The organism is Brevundimonas nasdae (assembly GCF_019395145.1).
GTDB classification, from domain to species: Bacteria; Pseudomonadota; Alphaproteobacteria; order Caulobacterales; family Caulobacteraceae; genus Brevundimonas; species Brevundimonas nasdae.
Genome location: NZ_CP080034.1, coordinates 1,397,667 through 1,411,648, shown reverse-complemented (window position 1 = coordinate 1,411,648; position 13,982 = coordinate 1,397,667). Strand labels below are relative to the sequence as shown.

At 64.6% G+C, this 13,982-nt stretch carries 17 protein-coding genes and 1 tRNA gene; 6 read left to right on the top strand and 12 right to left on the bottom strand.

Annotated elements, in window-relative coordinates:
• Positions 1 to 53: 53 nt before the first annotated feature.
• Positions 54 to 515, top strand: coding sequence for a preQ(1) synthase (gene queF / locus KWG56_RS06900; protein ID WP_201097879.1), 462 nt, complete (start codon positions 54 to 56; stop codon positions 513 to 515).
• 42 nt (positions 516 to 557) lie between these two features.
• Here the strand turns inward: queF and KWG56_RS06895 are convergent, their stop codons facing one another.
• Positions 558 to 1,313 (bottom strand): hypothetical protein, encoded by a 756-nt coding sequence (locus KWG56_RS06895; protein WP_219354218.1) that lies wholly within the window; start codon positions 1,311 to 1,313, stop codon positions 558 to 560.
• Complete coding sequence (locus KWG56_RS06890; RefSeq protein ID WP_219354217.1) at positions 1,306 to 2,250, bottom strand: toll/interleukin-1 receptor domain-containing protein; 945 nt, start codon at positions 2,248 to 2,250, stop codon at positions 1,306 to 1,308. The genes KWG56_RS06895 and KWG56_RS06890 overlap by 8 nt, the downstream gene beginning before the upstream one ends.
• 123 nt (positions 2,251 to 2,373) lie before the next feature.
• On the opposite strand from KWG56_RS06890, the gene KWG56_RS06885 reads away from it, so the two are divergent.
• A complete protein-coding gene (locus tag KWG56_RS06885) occupies positions 2,374 to 3,255 on the top strand; it encodes a DUF817 domain-containing protein (protein WP_244999679.1) in 882 nt (293 codons plus the stop codon).
• Here the strand turns inward: KWG56_RS06885 and KWG56_RS06880 are convergent.
• Both KWG56_RS06880 and KWG56_RS06875 read right to left on the bottom strand, forming a co-directional pair.
• Positions 3,227 to 3,889 (bottom strand): DedA family protein, encoded by a 663-nt coding sequence (locus tag KWG56_RS06880; RefSeq protein ID WP_219354216.1) that lies wholly within the window; start codon positions 3,887 to 3,889, stop codon positions 3,227 to 3,229. The genes KWG56_RS06885 and KWG56_RS06880 overlap by 29 nt on opposite strands.
• 71 nt (positions 3,890 to 3,960) lie before the next feature.
• Complete coding sequence (locus KWG56_RS06875; protein WP_219354215.1) at positions 3,961 to 4,569, bottom strand: nitroreductase family protein; 609 nt, start codon at positions 4,567 to 4,569, stop codon at positions 3,961 to 3,963.
• A gap of 45 nt (positions 4,570 to 4,614) precedes the next feature.
• Between KWG56_RS06875 and KWG56_RS06870 the strand changes: the two genes are divergently transcribed.
• Both KWG56_RS06870 and cysE read left to right on the top strand, forming a co-directional pair.
• Entirely contained in the window at positions 4,615 to 5,253 is a 639-nt protein-coding gene (locus KWG56_RS06870; RefSeq protein ID WP_219354214.1) for an NUDIX domain-containing protein, read from the top strand.
• Between the two features lie 20 nt (positions 5,254 to 5,273).
• Positions 5,274 to 6,095: a serine O-acetyltransferase gene (gene cysE / locus KWG56_RS06865; protein ID WP_219354213.1), complete on the top strand. Its 822-nt coding sequence runs from the start codon at positions 5,274 to 5,276 to the stop codon at positions 6,093 to 6,095.
• Between the two features lie 7 nt (positions 6,096 to 6,102).
• On the opposite strand, the gene KWG56_RS06860 is transcribed toward cysE, so the two are convergent.
• On the bottom strand, positions 6,103 to 6,261 hold the full coding sequence (locus KWG56_RS06860; protein ID WP_201097864.1) for a glycine zipper domain-containing protein: 159 nt from the start codon (positions 6,259 to 6,261) through the stop codon (positions 6,103 to 6,105).
• Between the two features lie 253 nt (positions 6,262 to 6,514).
• On the opposite strand from KWG56_RS06860, the gene KWG56_RS06855 reads away from it, so the two are divergent.
• Positions 6,515 to 6,724 carry a DUF3126 family protein gene (locus tag KWG56_RS06855; protein WP_017504669.1) on the top strand — a complete coding sequence of 70 codons (210 nt, stop codon included), beginning with the start codon at positions 6,515 to 6,517 and terminating at the stop codon, positions 6,722 to 6,724.
• Positions 6,725 to 6,971: 247 nt separating this feature from the next.
• Complete coding sequence (locus KWG56_RS06850) at positions 6,972 to 9,464, top strand: glycoside hydrolase family 3 protein (protein ID WP_219354212.1); 2,493 nt, start codon at positions 6,972 to 6,974, stop codon at positions 9,462 to 9,464.
• Positions 9,465 to 9,615: 151 nt separating this feature from the next.
• On the opposite strand, the gene KWG56_RS06845 is transcribed toward KWG56_RS06850, so the two are convergent.
• From KWG56_RS06845 to KWG56_RS06815, 7 genes are all read right to left on the bottom strand, one after another.
• Positions 9,616 to 9,705 (bottom strand) — tRNA-Ser (locus KWG56_RS06845).
• An 86-nt stretch (positions 9,706 to 9,791) separates the two neighbouring features.
• The gene (locus tag KWG56_RS06840; protein WP_219354211.1) at positions 9,792 to 10,733 is read right to left on the bottom strand and encodes an NUDIX hydrolase; all 942 of its coding nucleotides are present in this window, start codon (positions 10,731 to 10,733) and stop codon (positions 9,792 to 9,794) included.
• 3 nt (positions 10,734 to 10,736) lie between these two features.
• On the bottom strand, positions 10,737 to 11,378 hold the full coding sequence (locus KWG56_RS06835; RefSeq protein WP_373274044.1) for a YfbR-like 5'-deoxynucleotidase: 642 nt from the start codon (positions 11,376 to 11,378) through the stop codon (positions 10,737 to 10,739).
• Positions 11,379 to 11,468: 90 nt separating this feature from the next.
• Entirely contained in the window at positions 11,469 to 12,269 is an 801-nt protein-coding gene (locus KWG56_RS06830; RefSeq protein WP_219354210.1) for a methyltransferase type 11, read from the bottom strand.
• 73 nt (positions 12,270 to 12,342) lie between these two features.
• Positions 12,343 to 13,203 carry an AAA family ATPase gene (locus tag KWG56_RS06825; protein WP_219354209.1) on the bottom strand — a complete coding sequence of 287 codons (861 nt, stop codon included), beginning with the start codon at positions 13,201 to 13,203 and terminating at the stop codon, positions 12,343 to 12,345.
• Between the two features lie 62 nt (positions 13,204 to 13,265).
• Positions 13,266 to 13,460, bottom strand: coding sequence for a hypothetical protein (locus KWG56_RS06820; RefSeq protein ID WP_219354208.1), 195 nt, complete (start codon positions 13,458 to 13,460; stop codon positions 13,266 to 13,268).
• A 13-nt stretch (positions 13,461 to 13,473) separates the two neighbouring features.
• Positions 13,474 to 13,911, bottom strand: coding sequence for a hypothetical protein (locus KWG56_RS06815; RefSeq protein ID WP_219354207.1), 438 nt, complete (start codon positions 13,909 to 13,911; stop codon positions 13,474 to 13,476).
• Positions 13,912 to 13,982: the final 71 nt, after the last annotated feature.

Below are 13,982 nucleotides of genomic sequence, written 5' to 3'. Positions count from 1 at the left end.
CCGCCGCGCAAAGGAGGATTTTCATGGATGACGCGAACGCCTAAATGGCGGGCATGACGCATTACACCGACAACCTGAGCCAACTGGGCGCCCAGACCGCCGCCCCGACCAGCCCCGAAACCGCCGTGCTGGAGCGGGTGCCGAACCCGCACGCGGACACCCTGTATCTGGCCCGGTTCACGGCGCCGGAGTTCACCAGCCTGTGCCCGGTGACCGGCCAGCCCGACTTCGCCCACATCGTCATCGACTATGCGCCGGGTGACTGGCTGGTCGAGTCAAAGAGCCTGAAGCTGTACCTGACCAGCTTCCGCAACCACGGCGCTTTCCACGAGGACTGCACCGTCGCCATCGGCCGTAAACTGGCCGACCTGCTGCAGCCGAAATGGCTGCGCATCGGCGGCTATTGGTACCCGCGCGGCGGCATCCCCATCGACGTCTTCTGGCAGACGGGCGTGGCGCCGGAAGGCCTGTGGCTGCCCGATCAGGGCGTGCCGACGTATCGCGGGCGGGGGTGAGGGGCGATGCTCCGCGCTAGGTTGTCGACTGCGTGTTCGTCGTTAGATGGCACCGAATTTTTTAAGGAGCCGAAGCTGTCGTTCCAGTTTTTCTGTGTCTAGGCTAGAATCTAGAGTCACATTTACGTTGAAAATGGCGCGTTTGGGATTTGGTGCTTCGGGCTGGGTTTCATCTTCCGGCCCTTCGCCGTCGTCGTCTGCGACCTTCGGTTCATCAGTGTCCCCCTGCTCGGTAATCAACGGGCTAGGAGGAGGTGTGCCCATGTCTATCGCTGACAGGTGCGCAATCTTATCGCCATCAAGGGTGGCCAATCCGGCCGTAACCATCGACGTAACGTAAACATCAGCGCATTTTCCAGTTTCCTCTGGATGAACTTTCAATTCTGCAGCGCGCTGCTTTAGCTTGGCATGGGTGACTTCATCTCCGTGGAACGTATCGAATAAAGCTTTGAAAACTGGAGGCGCTAACACTGCTGCTCGATATAGAGCTGATCGCTCTTCAGTGGGTGCCGCTTCGATCCTTTTGGCTAGATCAGATGCAATATAGCCTTTGGAATCTCCTTCCATGAGGCCGAATTGTTTGAGGGTGGATAGCCGGACCCGGCCGACCGAATTGGAATTGCCAACCACGCCGGATAGGACAACTCCTTCTGGCTGTGGGCCTAGGTGAGTTTTTGCCACCAGCTTCTTTGCCCAGGCCAGCGAATCTCCGAGGGTTTGTCGTGGGAAACGCGTCCCGCCTTTGCGGACGCCCTTTGGCATTTTTCTCTTGACGTGGGTATCGCCCTGCTCAGTCATTTATCTTCGCCTTAAGCGCTGCAACGAGTTCAGCGAGACCAGATTTGTAGGATTTAGAGAAGTCAGCATATTTTTTGTCAGATATTGCCATCGGCATTTTGCTGGAGTCCAGCTTCAGCGGTAGCACGTGAACCTTTCGGCGCTCGACTTCATTAACGAGAGCTCCGTTTAGTTCTTTCTTTACCCAATCGGATTCTACGGATTGTTCACTTACTGCAATTAAGAAGTAGTCAGAATCCGCGAGGCCTTGAGCTACCTTTTCTGGGATCGAATCCCCCACGTGAATACGTTGCTCGTCGAGCCAAACGCCAATCCCGTTCGCGGAAAGGTCGGCGGCGAGTTGTCGTATGAACGGTTTGTCCGCTGAACTGTGGGATAGGAACGCGACCCGGCTAGTCTTGTCAGACTTATGCCGCTGTTCCTTGCCTGAGGCAGCAGCATCCACAAGGTCCTCAGCGAGCAAATCTGCTTGAAGCGCACCAAGAGTCTGCGCCCACCGGAGCAGCGGTGCTAATGCATCCGGGTCGAATGGGCTGATACCAACTAGGGTGGCAGCTTTCCTCGTGGAGGCTTCGATTTTTTCACCCAGCCTTAGAAATTGGCGTAGGCTGACTAAGAGTGGGTATCGGACCAAGGCCTCACGTACTGCAGCCTCCTTCTGTTCTTGGGGGCCTTTGTATGGGTATGGCACAAGCAAAACGTACCCGGAGGCCATAGGGCCCACGAGGTCCAGATGGAGGGCGTTCTTCAGGAGTTTTCCAGCGGTTCGTGGGTCAATGCCTGCGAACTGCGCGATCTCAGAACTTGAAGGCGCGTCTAGCCATGCGATTGCATCCAAAACCTGGAATAGTGACTCGAGCTTTGCCGCCTCGAAGCGCACGCTGTCGCTTTTTAGGGAGCCCTTAGGTGCCGGTTTTCTCGAAGAACTGCTTGCCATCTAGCCCACCTGATTGCCTCTCCCGCTATCATACTGTGACGCTTCAATAGATTTCTACAAGGTTTGAGGTGATTGAATACGACGGCCCTCACCTTGTTCGTAGTTTCCGCTAAGCCTCCGCCCATGACCCCATCACCCCGCCTCCCGCTCGAAGTCTGGGGCCGTCGCCTGATGACGCGGGCCGAGATCTGGGCCGACCAATCGCGGCCGCGTCGTTACGCCTATGAGTTCCTTTGGTTCGGGCTGAAGCAGGGGTGGGCCTGTCTGTTCGGCGGGCTGATGCTGGTGCTGATCATGGGCACCTGGCTGCTGTGGCCGGATGGGGCGGCGGTGTCGCGCTATGACTTTCTGGTGGTCGGGGCGCTGGTCATTCAGGCGGCGATGCTGGCCTTCCGGCTGGAGAGCTGGGAGGAGGCGCGGGTCATCTTCCTGTTCCACATCGCCGGCACGATCATGGAGCTGTTCAAGACGGCGCATGGGTCGTGGGTCTATCCCGAGGACAGCCTGCTGAGGATCGGCGCCGTGCCGCTGTTCTCGGGCTTCATGTATGCGGCGGTCGGCAGCTACATCGCGCGGGTGCAGCGCATCTTCCATATCCGGGTCAGGCGCTATCCGCCGCTATGGACGACCTGGGTGCTGGCGGCGGCCATCTATGTGAACTTCTTTGCGCACCACTGGCTGCAGGACGTTCGGCTGGGGCTGTTTGTGGCGACGGCGCTGCTGTTCGGGCGGGGCTGGTTCTATTTCACGGCAGACCGCAGGCGCCGGTCGATGCCGCTGCTGCTGGGCTATGGGCTGGTGGCCCTGTTCATCTGGTTCGCCGAGAACCTGGGCACGCTGGGCCGGGCCTGGACCTATCCGGGGCAGGCCGACGGCTGGGAGATGGTGTCCCTGGCCAAGCTGGGAAGCTGGTTCCTGCTGATGATCATTTCGGTGGTGCTGGTGTCGATCGTGCACCGACCGGAAGAGGAGGCGGTCAGCGGCTCTCCAGCGCCCCGCGCATGACGGCCGACTTGCGGCTCATGCGGGCTTTCACTGCGCGATAGACGATGGCGACCACCAGAATGGCCACGGCGATGGCGCCGATCAGCAGGGTGGGGCCGTGGGCTTCGCTGAGAAGCTCCATCTTCGCCAGGCCCTGGGCCGCCAGATAGCCCGGCGCCAGCATGGCCAGAACCCAGACGATGCCCGAGGTCACATTGCCGAACTGGAACGACCGCTGGCGCATCCGCAGCATCCCCAGCGTCAGCGGCACAAAGGCGCGCAAGGGGCCGAAGAAACGGCCCACGAAGATCGACAGAACCCCGTAGCGGCGGCAGTACAGACGCGTCCAGGCGATGCGGCGGCGATGCGGCTTGAACATGGGGCGCTGCAGGAAGCGGATGCCCAGGTGGCGGCCCGCCCAATAGCTGACGGCGTCGCCCAGCACGGCGCCGACGACGCAGCCGATGATGACATTGGCCGGGTCCAGAACCCCCGCCGCAATCAGACCGCCCGCCGCGACCAGCAGACCGGTCGCCGGCACGAAGGCGCCGATGACCGCCAGGGACTCTAGAAAGGTGATCAGGCCCAAGAGTACGCCGGCCCACATATGATTGCGGGCGATGAAGTCGCCCACGGCTTGCAACAGGGAATCCATACTGAGGCCTTGGGGGAGGAGGCGGCGGCGGTCGAGACTAAACCGACGTGAAGCGACTTTATGCCGCCGAGTTACGGCAAGCGTGTGACCTTCGTGGCGATTTCTGGGCGGGGACGCTCCAGAGGCGGTTCGGTCAGGGTTCCGATGTGGATGAAGCCGGCGACCTTTTCGCCGTCCTTGACGCCGAACAGGGCGGAGCCTTCAGCATCATAGGCGTACCAGTCCGTGATCCAGCTGGCCGAATAGCCGAAGCCGCTGGCGGCGTGTTCCAGGTTCATGCAGACGGCACCCGCCGACAGCTCCTGCTCCCAGATCGGCTTGGCGTCGGGGATGGGGGTGGAGATGACCAGTATGGTGATCGGCGCCGCCGTCAGCTTGGCCAGCACGGCCTGATCCTTGGCGGGCTTGTTGCGGACCTCGGCCAGGACCGCCAGGCGTTCGGCGATTTCGGCGCGCGACTGCGGGCCCAGAACCACGAACCGCCACGGGAACAGCTTGCCATGATCCGGCGTGCGGGCGCCCAGCAGCAGGATCTCGTCCAGTTCGGCGTCGGTCGGGCCGGGGGCGGTCAGGGACTGCGCCGGGGCCGAACGGCGCTGGGCCAGTCGCCGACGGAACTCAGGCGACGGGACGGGCAGGGGAACGGCGTCGTTCAGGGCGTAAACGGGCAACTGGGTCATGCCGCCTAGCTAGGCTTTTGACCCCCGATCCGCCATACCCGCAGCATGAACAATACGCCGAAACCCGTCGACGAACCGCAGTGGGCCAAGGGGCTGGTCAAGCCGCCTGCATGGCGTCGCGAGAGCGAGCGGACGGTGTTCGAGAACCCCTGGATGCGCCTGACCCAGCATCAGGTCGTGGCGCCGACGGGGCTGGCCAGCGACTATACGATCATGCAGCCCAAGAATGTCGCTACCGGGGTGCTGCCGATCCACGACGACGGCACGGTGGTTCTGGTCGGCCAGCAGAGGTTCGCCCTGGGCACATACTCCTGGGAAATACCCGAGGGCGGCGCGCCGGTGGGCGAAGATCCGTTCGACGGGGTGCGGCGGGAGCTGGCCGAAGAGGCCGGGCTGGAGGCGGCTCATTGGCTGCCTGCCCTGACGATGGAGGTGTCGAATTCGGTCACGACCGAGATGGCCTACACCTGGCTGGCCTGGGGGCTTGGCCCCGTGCCGGTCGCGCCTGATCCCACCGAGGTCATCACCATCGTGCGTGTTCCATTTGCCGCGCTGCTGGAGGAAATCGGGCGGGGGACGGTGCGAGACGGCCTGACGGTGGCGACGGCTTACCGCGCCTACCATATGGCCCAGAACGGGGAACTGCCCGAAGCGCTGGCGCGCGCCCTGCTTGGGCGCGTATGATGCCCCCGAAGGAGCCGATCATGGCCAAGCTGGAAATCGTCGCGGAAAACGACAGCGTGTGGCGCCAGTTGCGCGCCTCGGCCGAGGCTGCGTCGCGCGAAGAACCCCAACTGGGCTCCCAGATGAACGCGGTCGTCCTGTCGCACGACGACCTGTCCGGCGCGCTGAGCTTCCAGATCGCGCGCAAGCTGGCCGATGGGGAAATGAGCGCGATGTCTGTGCGCGAAGTCTGCCTGTCCGCCTTCAAGGCCGATCCCAGCATTGTCGAGGCCGCCGAGGCCGATCTGCAGGCCGTCGCCGAGCGCGACCCGGCGATCCGCAACCTGTTGCAGCCCTTCTTGTATTTCAAAGGCTTCCAGGCATTGCAGGCCTGGCGCGTGGCGCATTGGCTGTGGGGACAGGGCCGCGAGACCCTGGCCTTCCACTTTCAGAGCCGCATTTCCGAACTGTTCCAACTGGACATCCATCCGGCGGCGCGGCTGGGCAAGGGCCTGTTCCTGGACCACGGCACCGGCATCGTCATCGGCGAGACGGCGGTGGTCGGCGACGACGTCTCCATGCTGCACAATGTGACCCTGGGCGGCACCGGGGCCGAACGCGGCGACCGTCACCCCAAGATCGGCAACGGCGTCCTGCTGGGCGCGGGGGCCAAGGTGCTGGGCAATATCCACGTGGGCGATTTCGCCAAGGTGGCGTCCGGTTCGGTGGTGCTGAAGGACGTGCCGACGGGCTGCACCGTTGCCGGTGTTCCGGCCCGTCTGGTCAACTGCCCCACAGGCGCAGAACCCGCCCGGACGATGGACCACACCCTGGCCGAGGTCGTGTACGACTTCGTGATCTGAAGGCCGTTTATGGCTTCCTGCGGCTGAACGTCACGACGCCGAAGCCCAGCGCCAGGCCAACGATGATGCCGATGGCCATGTTGTGGATCAGGGCACCGAAGATGATGCCCAGGCACAGGCCCAGCGGAAAGCCGATGGCGACCTTCACTCTCTCGTTTTTATTCATGTCGCGCTTCTCGAAAATCGACGGGTCTGTGGATCAGCAGATCGCAGACGCCTTGGTCAAGCGGGTCGTGGCGAGAGTCGTGCAGTTGCGCCGTCCTGACCGTCTGGGCTTCGCCATTGCCATGGTGCCATTATAGGCGCTCTGTCGGCAGGGGATGGCATTCCAGGTGCTGCGGAAAAATTCATCTGCCAGTTCCCCTGAAGGCCCGACTTCTCTAGGGTCCGCCGCCAATCCAAGGACTATGAGGCCACCCGTGAAAGACACCGACCTGAAGCGCATCGAGGCCCACCTCAAGCGCACCTTCAACACCGGCGGCATTATCGTGAAGGCTCGTCCCAAGCAGAACGACTCGGCGGAAGTCTATGTCGGCGACGAGTTCATCGGCATCGTCTTCGAGGACGAGGACGAAGAAGGTTCGTTCATGTTCGAAATGGCGATCCTGGCTGAGGACCTGCCGGCCTAAGCCGCTCAAAAATCTGATGATCCTTCACCGTGCGTCAAATGGCCCGGTGAATGTTTGAGAACGTTCTCAAAAATCGCTTGACGATACCCCCGTTCGCCGCCCTTATCGTAAAGGTAAGGGCGGCGGATCGATCGCTCGGGAGCAGACGCGCCGCGTGGTCGGGCAGGGATGGGAGCATTCCGCCTCTGCGGGCCTGTGCCTTCCGACACAGTCCGCACGTCCTCGTTCTGAAACACGAGGAAGATTCATGCGTCGCACAGCCGCTTCCCTGATTGCCCTGACGATCGCCCTGGGCGGCGCCTCTTCGGTGCTGGCCCAGACCATTCCGGTGCCCGAGGCTGCCCGCGCCAATCCCGCCATCTGGCCGCGCGCCGCTACGCCGGACGCCATCAGCGACGCCCAGACCGACGCCTTCGTCACCGACCTGATCCGGCGCATGACGCTGGAGGAGAAGGTGGGGCAGCTGATCCAGGCGGACATTTCCTCGATTACGCCGGAAGACCTGAAGACCTATCCGCTGGGCTCGATCCTGGCAGGCGGCAGCTCCGGCCCGTGGGGCGACGACAAGGCCGCGCCGCCGAAATGGCTGGAGCTGGCCCAGGCGTTCCGCGCCGCCAACGCCGCGCGCGGCGGCACGGTGATCCCGCTGATCTACGGCATAGACGCCGTTCACGGGCACAACAACGTGCCGGGCGCGACCATCTTCCCTCACAACATCGGCCTGGGCGCCGCGCGCGATCCTGACCTGATCCACCGCATCGGCGTGGCCACCGCGCTGGAAGTCGCCGTGACCGGCGCCGACTGGACGTTCGGTCCGACGCTGGCCGTGCCGCGCGACGACCGCTGGGGCCGCACCTATGAGGGCTATGCCGAGAACCCGGAGGTGCAGCGCGCCTATGCCGGACCGATGACCCTGGGCCTGCAAGGGCCGCTGGTCGCCGGTCAGCCGCTGGCGCCCGGCCATATCGCAGGTTCGGCCAAACACTTCCTGGCCGACGGCGGGACCAACGGCGGCAAAGACCAGGGTGATTTCACCGGCACGGAGCAGGAGCTGATCGACATCCACCTGGGCGGCTATGTCCAGGCGATCGATGCGGGCGTGCTGTCCATCATGGCCAGCTTCTCCAGCTGGAACGGCTACAAGCATTCGGGCAACGACACCCTGCTGCGCGACGTGCTGCACGGGCCCTTGGGCTTCAAGGGCTTCGTCGTCTCCGACTGGAACGCCCACGGCCAACTGCCGGGCTGCACCAACGAAAGCTGTGCGCTGGCGGTCAATGCGGGCATCGACATGCTGATGGCGCCTGACAGCTGGAAGCCGTTGTACGCCAGCACCCTGGCGCAGGCGCGCTCGGGCGAAATCCCCGCCGCCCGCATCGAAGACGCCGTGCGCCGCATCCTGACGGCCAAGGTCAAGGCCGGCCTGTTCAACGCCGAACGCCCCGTCGAAGGCCGGTTCGAAGAGCTGGCCTCGCCCGCCCACCGCGCCCTGGCGCGTGAAGCGGTGCGCAAGTCGCTGGTTCTGCTGAAGAATGAAGGCGTCCTGCCGATCCGCGCCAATGCACGGGTTCTGGTCGCCGGAACCGCCGCCGATGACATCGGCCAGGCCTCGGGCGGCTGGACCCTGAGCTGGCAGGGCACGGGCAACACCAACGCCGACTTCCCGCAGGGCCAGTCGATCTGGGCGGGTATCAATGAGGCCGTCAGCCAGTCGGGCGGCACGGCAAGTCTGAGCGCCGACGGATCGTTCACGACCAAGCCGGATGTGGCCATCGTCGTCTTCGGCGAGAGCCCTTATGCCGAGTTCCAGGGCGACGTCGACAATCTGGCCTATGTGCCGACCGCGCCGCTGGAGACGCTGAAGCGCCTGAAGGCGGCGGGCATTCCCACCGTCTCGGTCTTCCTGTCGGGCCGCCCGATGTGGACCAATCCTGAGATCAACCAGTCCGACGCCTTCGTCGCCGCCTGGCTGCCGGGTACGGAAGGGGCGGGGGTTGCCGATCTGCTGATTGGCGATCGTGCGGGCAAGCCGCGCAACGACTTCACCGGCAAGCTGTCGTTCAGCTGGCCCAAGGACGCCAAGGGTGAGCCGTTGAATGTCGGCCAGCCCGGCTATGACCCGCAGTTCGCCTATGGCTACGGCCTCAGCTACGCTCATCCGGCGCGGGTCGGGCGTCTGTCCGAGGACAGCGGCGTCGCCGTCGCAGCGGCTAATCTGGACCGCTATTTCGTCGATGGCCGGTTCGTGTCGCCCTGGGGTCTGCTGCTGAACGATGCAGGCGGCCAGACGCGCCCGGGCACGGCCAAGTCCGCCTCCAGCCCGCGCAGCGGCGTCACCTCGCGCCCGATCGACGATCTGGCGCAGGAAAGCGGCCAGCAGTTCGCCTATGCCGGAACGGGTCCCGCCAGCGTCGAGATCTGGGGCACGCCCGTCGACCTGATCCGTCAGGCCAATGGCGCGGTGGCGCTCAGCTTCCGCTACCGCATCGACGCGGCGCCCAGTGATACGGTGCGTCTGTCGCTGGGCGGCGGGGCGGTCGATGTGACCAACCTGCTGAAGTCGGCCCCGGCCGCCCGCTGGCAAGTGGCGCGCATCCCGCTGACCTGCTTCCGCACCGACGGCGGCGATCTGTCCCGCGTCGAGGTGCCGTTCCATCTGGCCACGCCCGGCTCGCTGACCATCTCGGTCTCCGAGATCAAGCTGGACGCCAGCCAGACCGAGACCCGCTGCCCGACCTAAGCCGCAGCAGACCCTGAAATGAGACGGGCCGCGCAGACGACTGCGCGGCCCGTTTTCATATGAAACGGCGCACGCTCAACCTTGCCTACGACGCAGGGCGAGAGGCCGCGCGGACGGCGGTGCGGCGATCAGTTTTACGGGATTGGTTGAATGGCGGAGAGGGTGGGATTCGAACCCACGGTACCCTTCCAGGCACGCCGCATTTCGAGTGCGGTACATTCGACCACTCTGCCACCTCTCCGCGGTGTTCAAGTCGCTTGGTCGAGCGAGGGGCTTCTCTAATCGGAGCCGTGGCGTATCGCAACCCGTTCTTGAAAGAAATCCGAACTATCTTTGTGCGGGCAATGACAGGCCCGGCGCCGCGCCGGTTTGAGGGTCCACGCCCTTGAATCGAAACAGTTCGGCGGGGCGGCCGCCAGTGGCCGAAGTGACGTGTCCGGTCGGTTCGACCAGGCCCGTGCGCTCGACCCCGCGTCGGAAGTTCTGTTTGTGCAGGGTCAGGCCGGACACGGCCTCTGCGGCGGCCTGAAGCTCGGACAGGGTGAAGGCGCCGGGCGTCAGTTCGAACAGGACCGGGCGGTATTTCAGCTTGCTGCGCAACCGCCCCAGACCGGTGGCGAGGATTCGGCGGTGATCGGAGGTCATCGGGCGGCCTGCGGTGTCTGCGGGCGCCGCCGTGTCGCGGTCGCGGAAGGCCTCGGCGACCAGACGCGCCTCGTAAAGCAGCTCATAGCGCTCCAGCACCCGCTCCTCGTTCCAGCGGTGTTCGGGCGTCAGGGCGAACAGGGCGCGGGCGCGGGTCAGGCGCTGGGCGTCGCCGGCGGCCCAGGCGGTCAGGCCCTCGCTGATGTAAGCGTTCAGGGCGGGATCGACGACGCGGCGGTCCTCCCATGGGAAGAAGTCGAACAGCGCGTCCCAGCGCGAGTCGTGGGTCTGGCCCTCTGCGGCGTCGGGCGTCAGGGCCAGATAGCCGACCGAGACTTCGCGCTTCTGGTCCGGGCCGGGGGTGGCGCGGGGCGAGGCGCGGCCTGCGTCACCGAAGGTGTAGAGCTGTTCGACGAACCCCAGCGGAAAGCCCGTCTGGTCGGTCACAAAGTCACGCAGGGCGCGCTCGAACGTGCGGTCGCGCGCCGGATCGAACGGGCCGAAGGGCAGGGCGCGGGCGCCGTCTTCGCCCGCCGTGGTCAGGACGACGGCCCGGCGGTCCCTGAGCGTCATGACGACGACCGACAGGCCGATCCGCACGCCCTGTTCCGCCGAGCCCGCCATGATCTATTCCGTGTGCCAGGCGTCGTCGGCGGGGATCAGTCCGACCGCCTTGGCCAACACATTATAGCGCTCCAGATAGAGCGCCTGGGCCTGTGAGGCGGGCAGGGGCTTGATGGTCAGGCTGTAGCCTTCGGGCGGGGCGCCGAAAAAGCCGAGCGATTCCTTTTCGGTGAAGCCCGCCAACTGGGTGGCCTCGAAGAAGGCGCAGGCCTTGTCGGCCTTCTTGATCAGGGTCTTGATCGTCTGCGGCGTCTTGGGCGGCAGGCCGTAGCGAACGTGGATGGCGGCCTCAAGCCGCGCCTCGAAGTCCTTGTAGCCCGAACCCAGCGCCGCCTTGAACGGCGAGATCATGTCGCCGATCACATATTCAGAGGCGTCGTGCAGCAGGGCGGCGAGACGCCATTTCGGATCCAGGCCCGGCTTGATGTGGGCGGCGATCTCTTCGACCACGACGCTGTGCTGGGCGACCGAGAAGGCGTGTTCGCCGATGGTCTGACCGTTCCAGCGGGCGACGCGCGCCAGGCCGTGGGCGATGTCCTCGATCTCGATGTCGAAGGGCGAGGGGTCGAGCAGGTCCAGGCGACGGCCGGACAGCATCCGCTGCCAGGCGCGGGATTCGTTTTTCTTCCTGGGGCGCTCGGCCAATGCTTCGATCCTGTTCGCTTTCGGGTCGGTCAGGTGACGCAAACAGGGGACAGGATCAAGGCAAGACGCCCTTTTGGGGTGGAAAACCCTCTATTCGCCGACGTTCTGGGTCACCAGATCCTTGGCGGCCTCGAACACGCCCTCGTCACGGGCCTTGGTGCGGACGGTGGCGATGACCAGAGGGCCGCCGGCAGGGCCGCGCGCCTCAAAGCCGACCCGGCGCCAGGGGCCGGTGTCCGCCGAGTCGTCGGCCAGAACGAAGGTCATGCGGGTGGCCTCGCCCGGCGCCTGGGTGCGGACCAGGGTCCGGTCGCCGTGGGCGTCGATGTCCACGATGGGGGCTTCGACGCGTTTGCCCTGACCATCCTTGGCCGCGATGTTGATGCCGCCGATGCGGACCGTGGCGTTGTCGCCCTTGGTCTCGATGTGCAGTCCCGGCAGGCTGACGGTTGCGTCCTCGCCCTTGGCCTGAATGTTCACGCCCGGCGCCTGAACCGAAGCGTCGTTCGAGCCATTGTCGGCGACCCGGACGTTGGCGCGGGCGTTGGCGTTGGGGATGTCGGCCGACAGGCGGGTTTCGTAGTCGCGCAGCACCTCGGGCGCGGTTTTGCCGTCCAGACGCGCCAGATACAGGACCACTTCTGCGCCGCGCGGCCCGCCATAGGTGCAGGAGCCGCCGCCGGGATCGGCCGAGCCCTTGCGGGTTAGCACGCCGACCGTGTCCGGGCATTTCAACGTATCGACCACCTTCAGCACGCCCTTGGCGTCCGAGTTGGTGGTGGTCGCGGTGATGCGGATCGAGTTTTCACCGTCGCAGGCGGTCAGACCGGCCGCCAGCCCCAGGGTCATCAGGGCGGGGATCAGAAGACGAGTCGGTTTGGTGACGTCCATGGTTGCTATTTCGCGCTTGAACGACGTTCGATCCAGTGAAATCGCGGTAATGCCGGGGGCGGATTTGCGTGTTTCAGGCGCCGGGACGACCGCCTTCGCGACGGCCCAGGAAGGCCAGGCGCTCGAACAGATGGATGTCCTGTTCGTTCTTCAGCAGGGCGCCATGCAGGGGCGGGATCAGCTTGTTCGGCGTCTTTTCGCGCAGGGTCTCGGGGTCGATGTCCTCGACCAGCAGCAGCTTGAGCCAGTCCAGCAGTTCGGATGTGGACGGCTTTTTCTTCAGGCCCGGCGTGTCGCGGATTTCGTAGAAGGTCTTCAGCGCCTCCGACACCAGGCGCGGCTTGATGCCGGGGAAGTGGACGTCGACGATGGACGACAGGGTCTCGGCGTCGGGGAAGCGGATGTAGTGGAAGAAGCAGCGGCGCAGGAAGGCGTCGGGCAACTCCTTTTCGTTGTTCGAGGTGATGATGACGATGGGGCGCACCTCGGCCCGGATCGTCTCGTCCGTCTCCTGAACATAGAACTCCATCCGGTCGAGTTCCTGCAGCAGGTCGTTGGGGAACTCGATGTCGGCCTTGTCGATCTCGTCGATCAGCAGCACGGGACGAACGGGGGCGGTGAAGGCCTCCCACAGCTTGCCCTTTTTCAGATAGTTGCGGACGTCGTGGACCCGCTCGTCGCCCAGTTGGCTGTCGCGCAGGCGGCTGACGGCGTCATATTCATAGAGGCCGTTGTGGGCCTTGGTCGTGGATTTGACGTGCCATGTGATCAGGGGGGAGTCGAAGGCCTTGGCGATCTCATAGGCCAGGACGGTCTTGCCGGTGCCCGGCTCGCCCTTGATGAGCAGGGGACGTTCCAGCGCCACGGCGGCGTTGACCGCGACCTTCAGGTCATTGGTGGCGATATAGCGATCGGTGCCTTCGAAACGGCTCATGAAAACCCACTCCGTCTGTTTCAGCGGAGTGGGTAGCGGATCAAAACGATCCTGAACAGCGATCAGGTGATCCGTTTGGCCGATACGGGGTCGCTGGCCGGGAAGGTTTCTTCGATGCCTTCGTCAAGAAGGGCCTCCTGGCGGCTTTCGCACTTGCGGGTTTCCTCGTTCAACTGGTCCGGCTTGCCGCCTTCGTCCTTGGTGCGTGAGGCGTGGGGCGTGTCCTGGTTGGAGTCGCGTTTGGTGTGGGGATCCATGGTTCGTCTCCTGTTAGGTGGGTTGCGAGGGTGTTTCGTCGGGGCCGTAGCCCAGGTCCTCGATGTCGTCGTCCGACAGGCGTTTTGATTCCCAGTGGGCCGCGCTGGCCTGGGCGCCGCGCTCGTTCTCCATCAGGCCGGAATAGACCAGCTCGACCTCGTCCGGCCCGCGCAGGCCGTTGCTGGCGGCGTCCGACTGGTTGCGGCGTTCGCCGTCGACGCCCAGCAGCGCGTCGGCCTCCGCCTCGATGCCGTCCAGAGCGAGCTGATCGTCCAGCTCGATATCGTCTTCGTCGAACGGTTCTTCGTCCGCGTCGCCGTCGGCCTGGGTCACGTCCAGAACCTGATCGGCCTCGTCCAGCAGGAAATCGCCGTCGCCTTCATCGTCCAGATGGGTCTCGTCGAAGGTCTCCGACTGTTCCTGATCGTCCTGATAGTCATTGTCCGACATGGCGTGTTCCTCTCCTGTTGAAGGAAACGTGTCGTCCGCCCGCGGCGTTCCAGCGTAGCTGTTAGACAAGA

What these genes read in the sequence shown, in the direction of transcription:
- queF (WP_201097879.1), top strand. Translation starts at nt 54, where the DNA reads ATGACGCATTACACCGACAACCTGAGCCAACTGGGCGCCCAGACCGCC.
- KWG56_RS06895 (WP_219354218.1), bottom strand. Translation starts at nt 1,313, where the DNA reads ATGACTGAGCAGGGCGATACCCACGTCAAGAGAAAAATGCCAAAGGGC.
- KWG56_RS06890 (WP_219354217.1), bottom strand. Translation starts at nt 2,250, where the DNA reads ATGGCAAGCAGTTCTTCGAGAAAACCGGCACCTAAGGGCTCCCTAAAA.
- KWG56_RS06885 (WP_244999679.1), top strand. Translation starts at nt 2,374, where the DNA reads ATGACCCCATCACCCCGCCTCCCGCTCGAAGTCTGGGGCCGTCGCCTG.
- KWG56_RS06880 (WP_219354216.1), bottom strand. Translation starts at nt 3,889, where the DNA reads ATGGATTCCCTGTTGCAAGCCGTGGGCGACTTCATCGCCCGCAATCAT.
- KWG56_RS06875 (WP_219354215.1), bottom strand. Translation starts at nt 4,569, where the DNA reads ATGACCCAGTTGCCCGTTTACGCCCTGAACGACGCCGTTCCCCTGCCC.
- KWG56_RS06870 (WP_219354214.1), top strand. Translation starts at nt 4,615, where the DNA reads ATGAACAATACGCCGAAACCCGTCGACGAACCGCAGTGGGCCAAGGGG.
- cysE (WP_219354213.1), top strand. Translation starts at nt 5,274, where the DNA reads ATGGCCAAGCTGGAAATCGTCGCGGAAAACGACAGCGTGTGGCGCCAG.
- KWG56_RS06860 (WP_201097864.1), bottom strand. Translation starts at nt 6,261, where the DNA reads ATGAATAAAAACGAGAGAGTGAAGGTCGCCATCGGCTTTCCGCTGGGC.
- KWG56_RS06850 (WP_219354212.1), top strand. Translation starts at nt 6,972, where the DNA reads ATGCGTCGCACAGCCGCTTCCCTGATTGCCCTGACGATCGCCCTGGGC.
- KWG56_RS06840 (WP_219354211.1), bottom strand. Translation starts at nt 10,733, where the DNA reads ATGGCGGGCTCGGCGGAACAGGGCGTGCGGATCGGCCTGTCGGTCGTC.
- KWG56_RS06830 (WP_219354210.1), bottom strand. Translation starts at nt 12,269, where the DNA reads ATGGACGTCACCAAACCGACTCGTCTTCTGATCCCCGCCCTGATGACC.
- KWG56_RS06825 (WP_219354209.1), bottom strand. Translation starts at nt 13,203, where the DNA reads ATGAGCCGTTTCGAAGGCACCGATCGCTATATCGCCACCAATGACCTG.
- KWG56_RS06820 (WP_219354208.1), bottom strand. Translation starts at nt 13,460, where the DNA reads ATGGATCCCCACACCAAACGCGACTCCAACCAGGACACGCCCCACGCC.
- KWG56_RS06815 (WP_219354207.1), bottom strand. Translation starts at nt 13,911, where the DNA reads ATGTCGGACAATGACTATCAGGACGATCAGGAACAGTCGGAGACCTTC.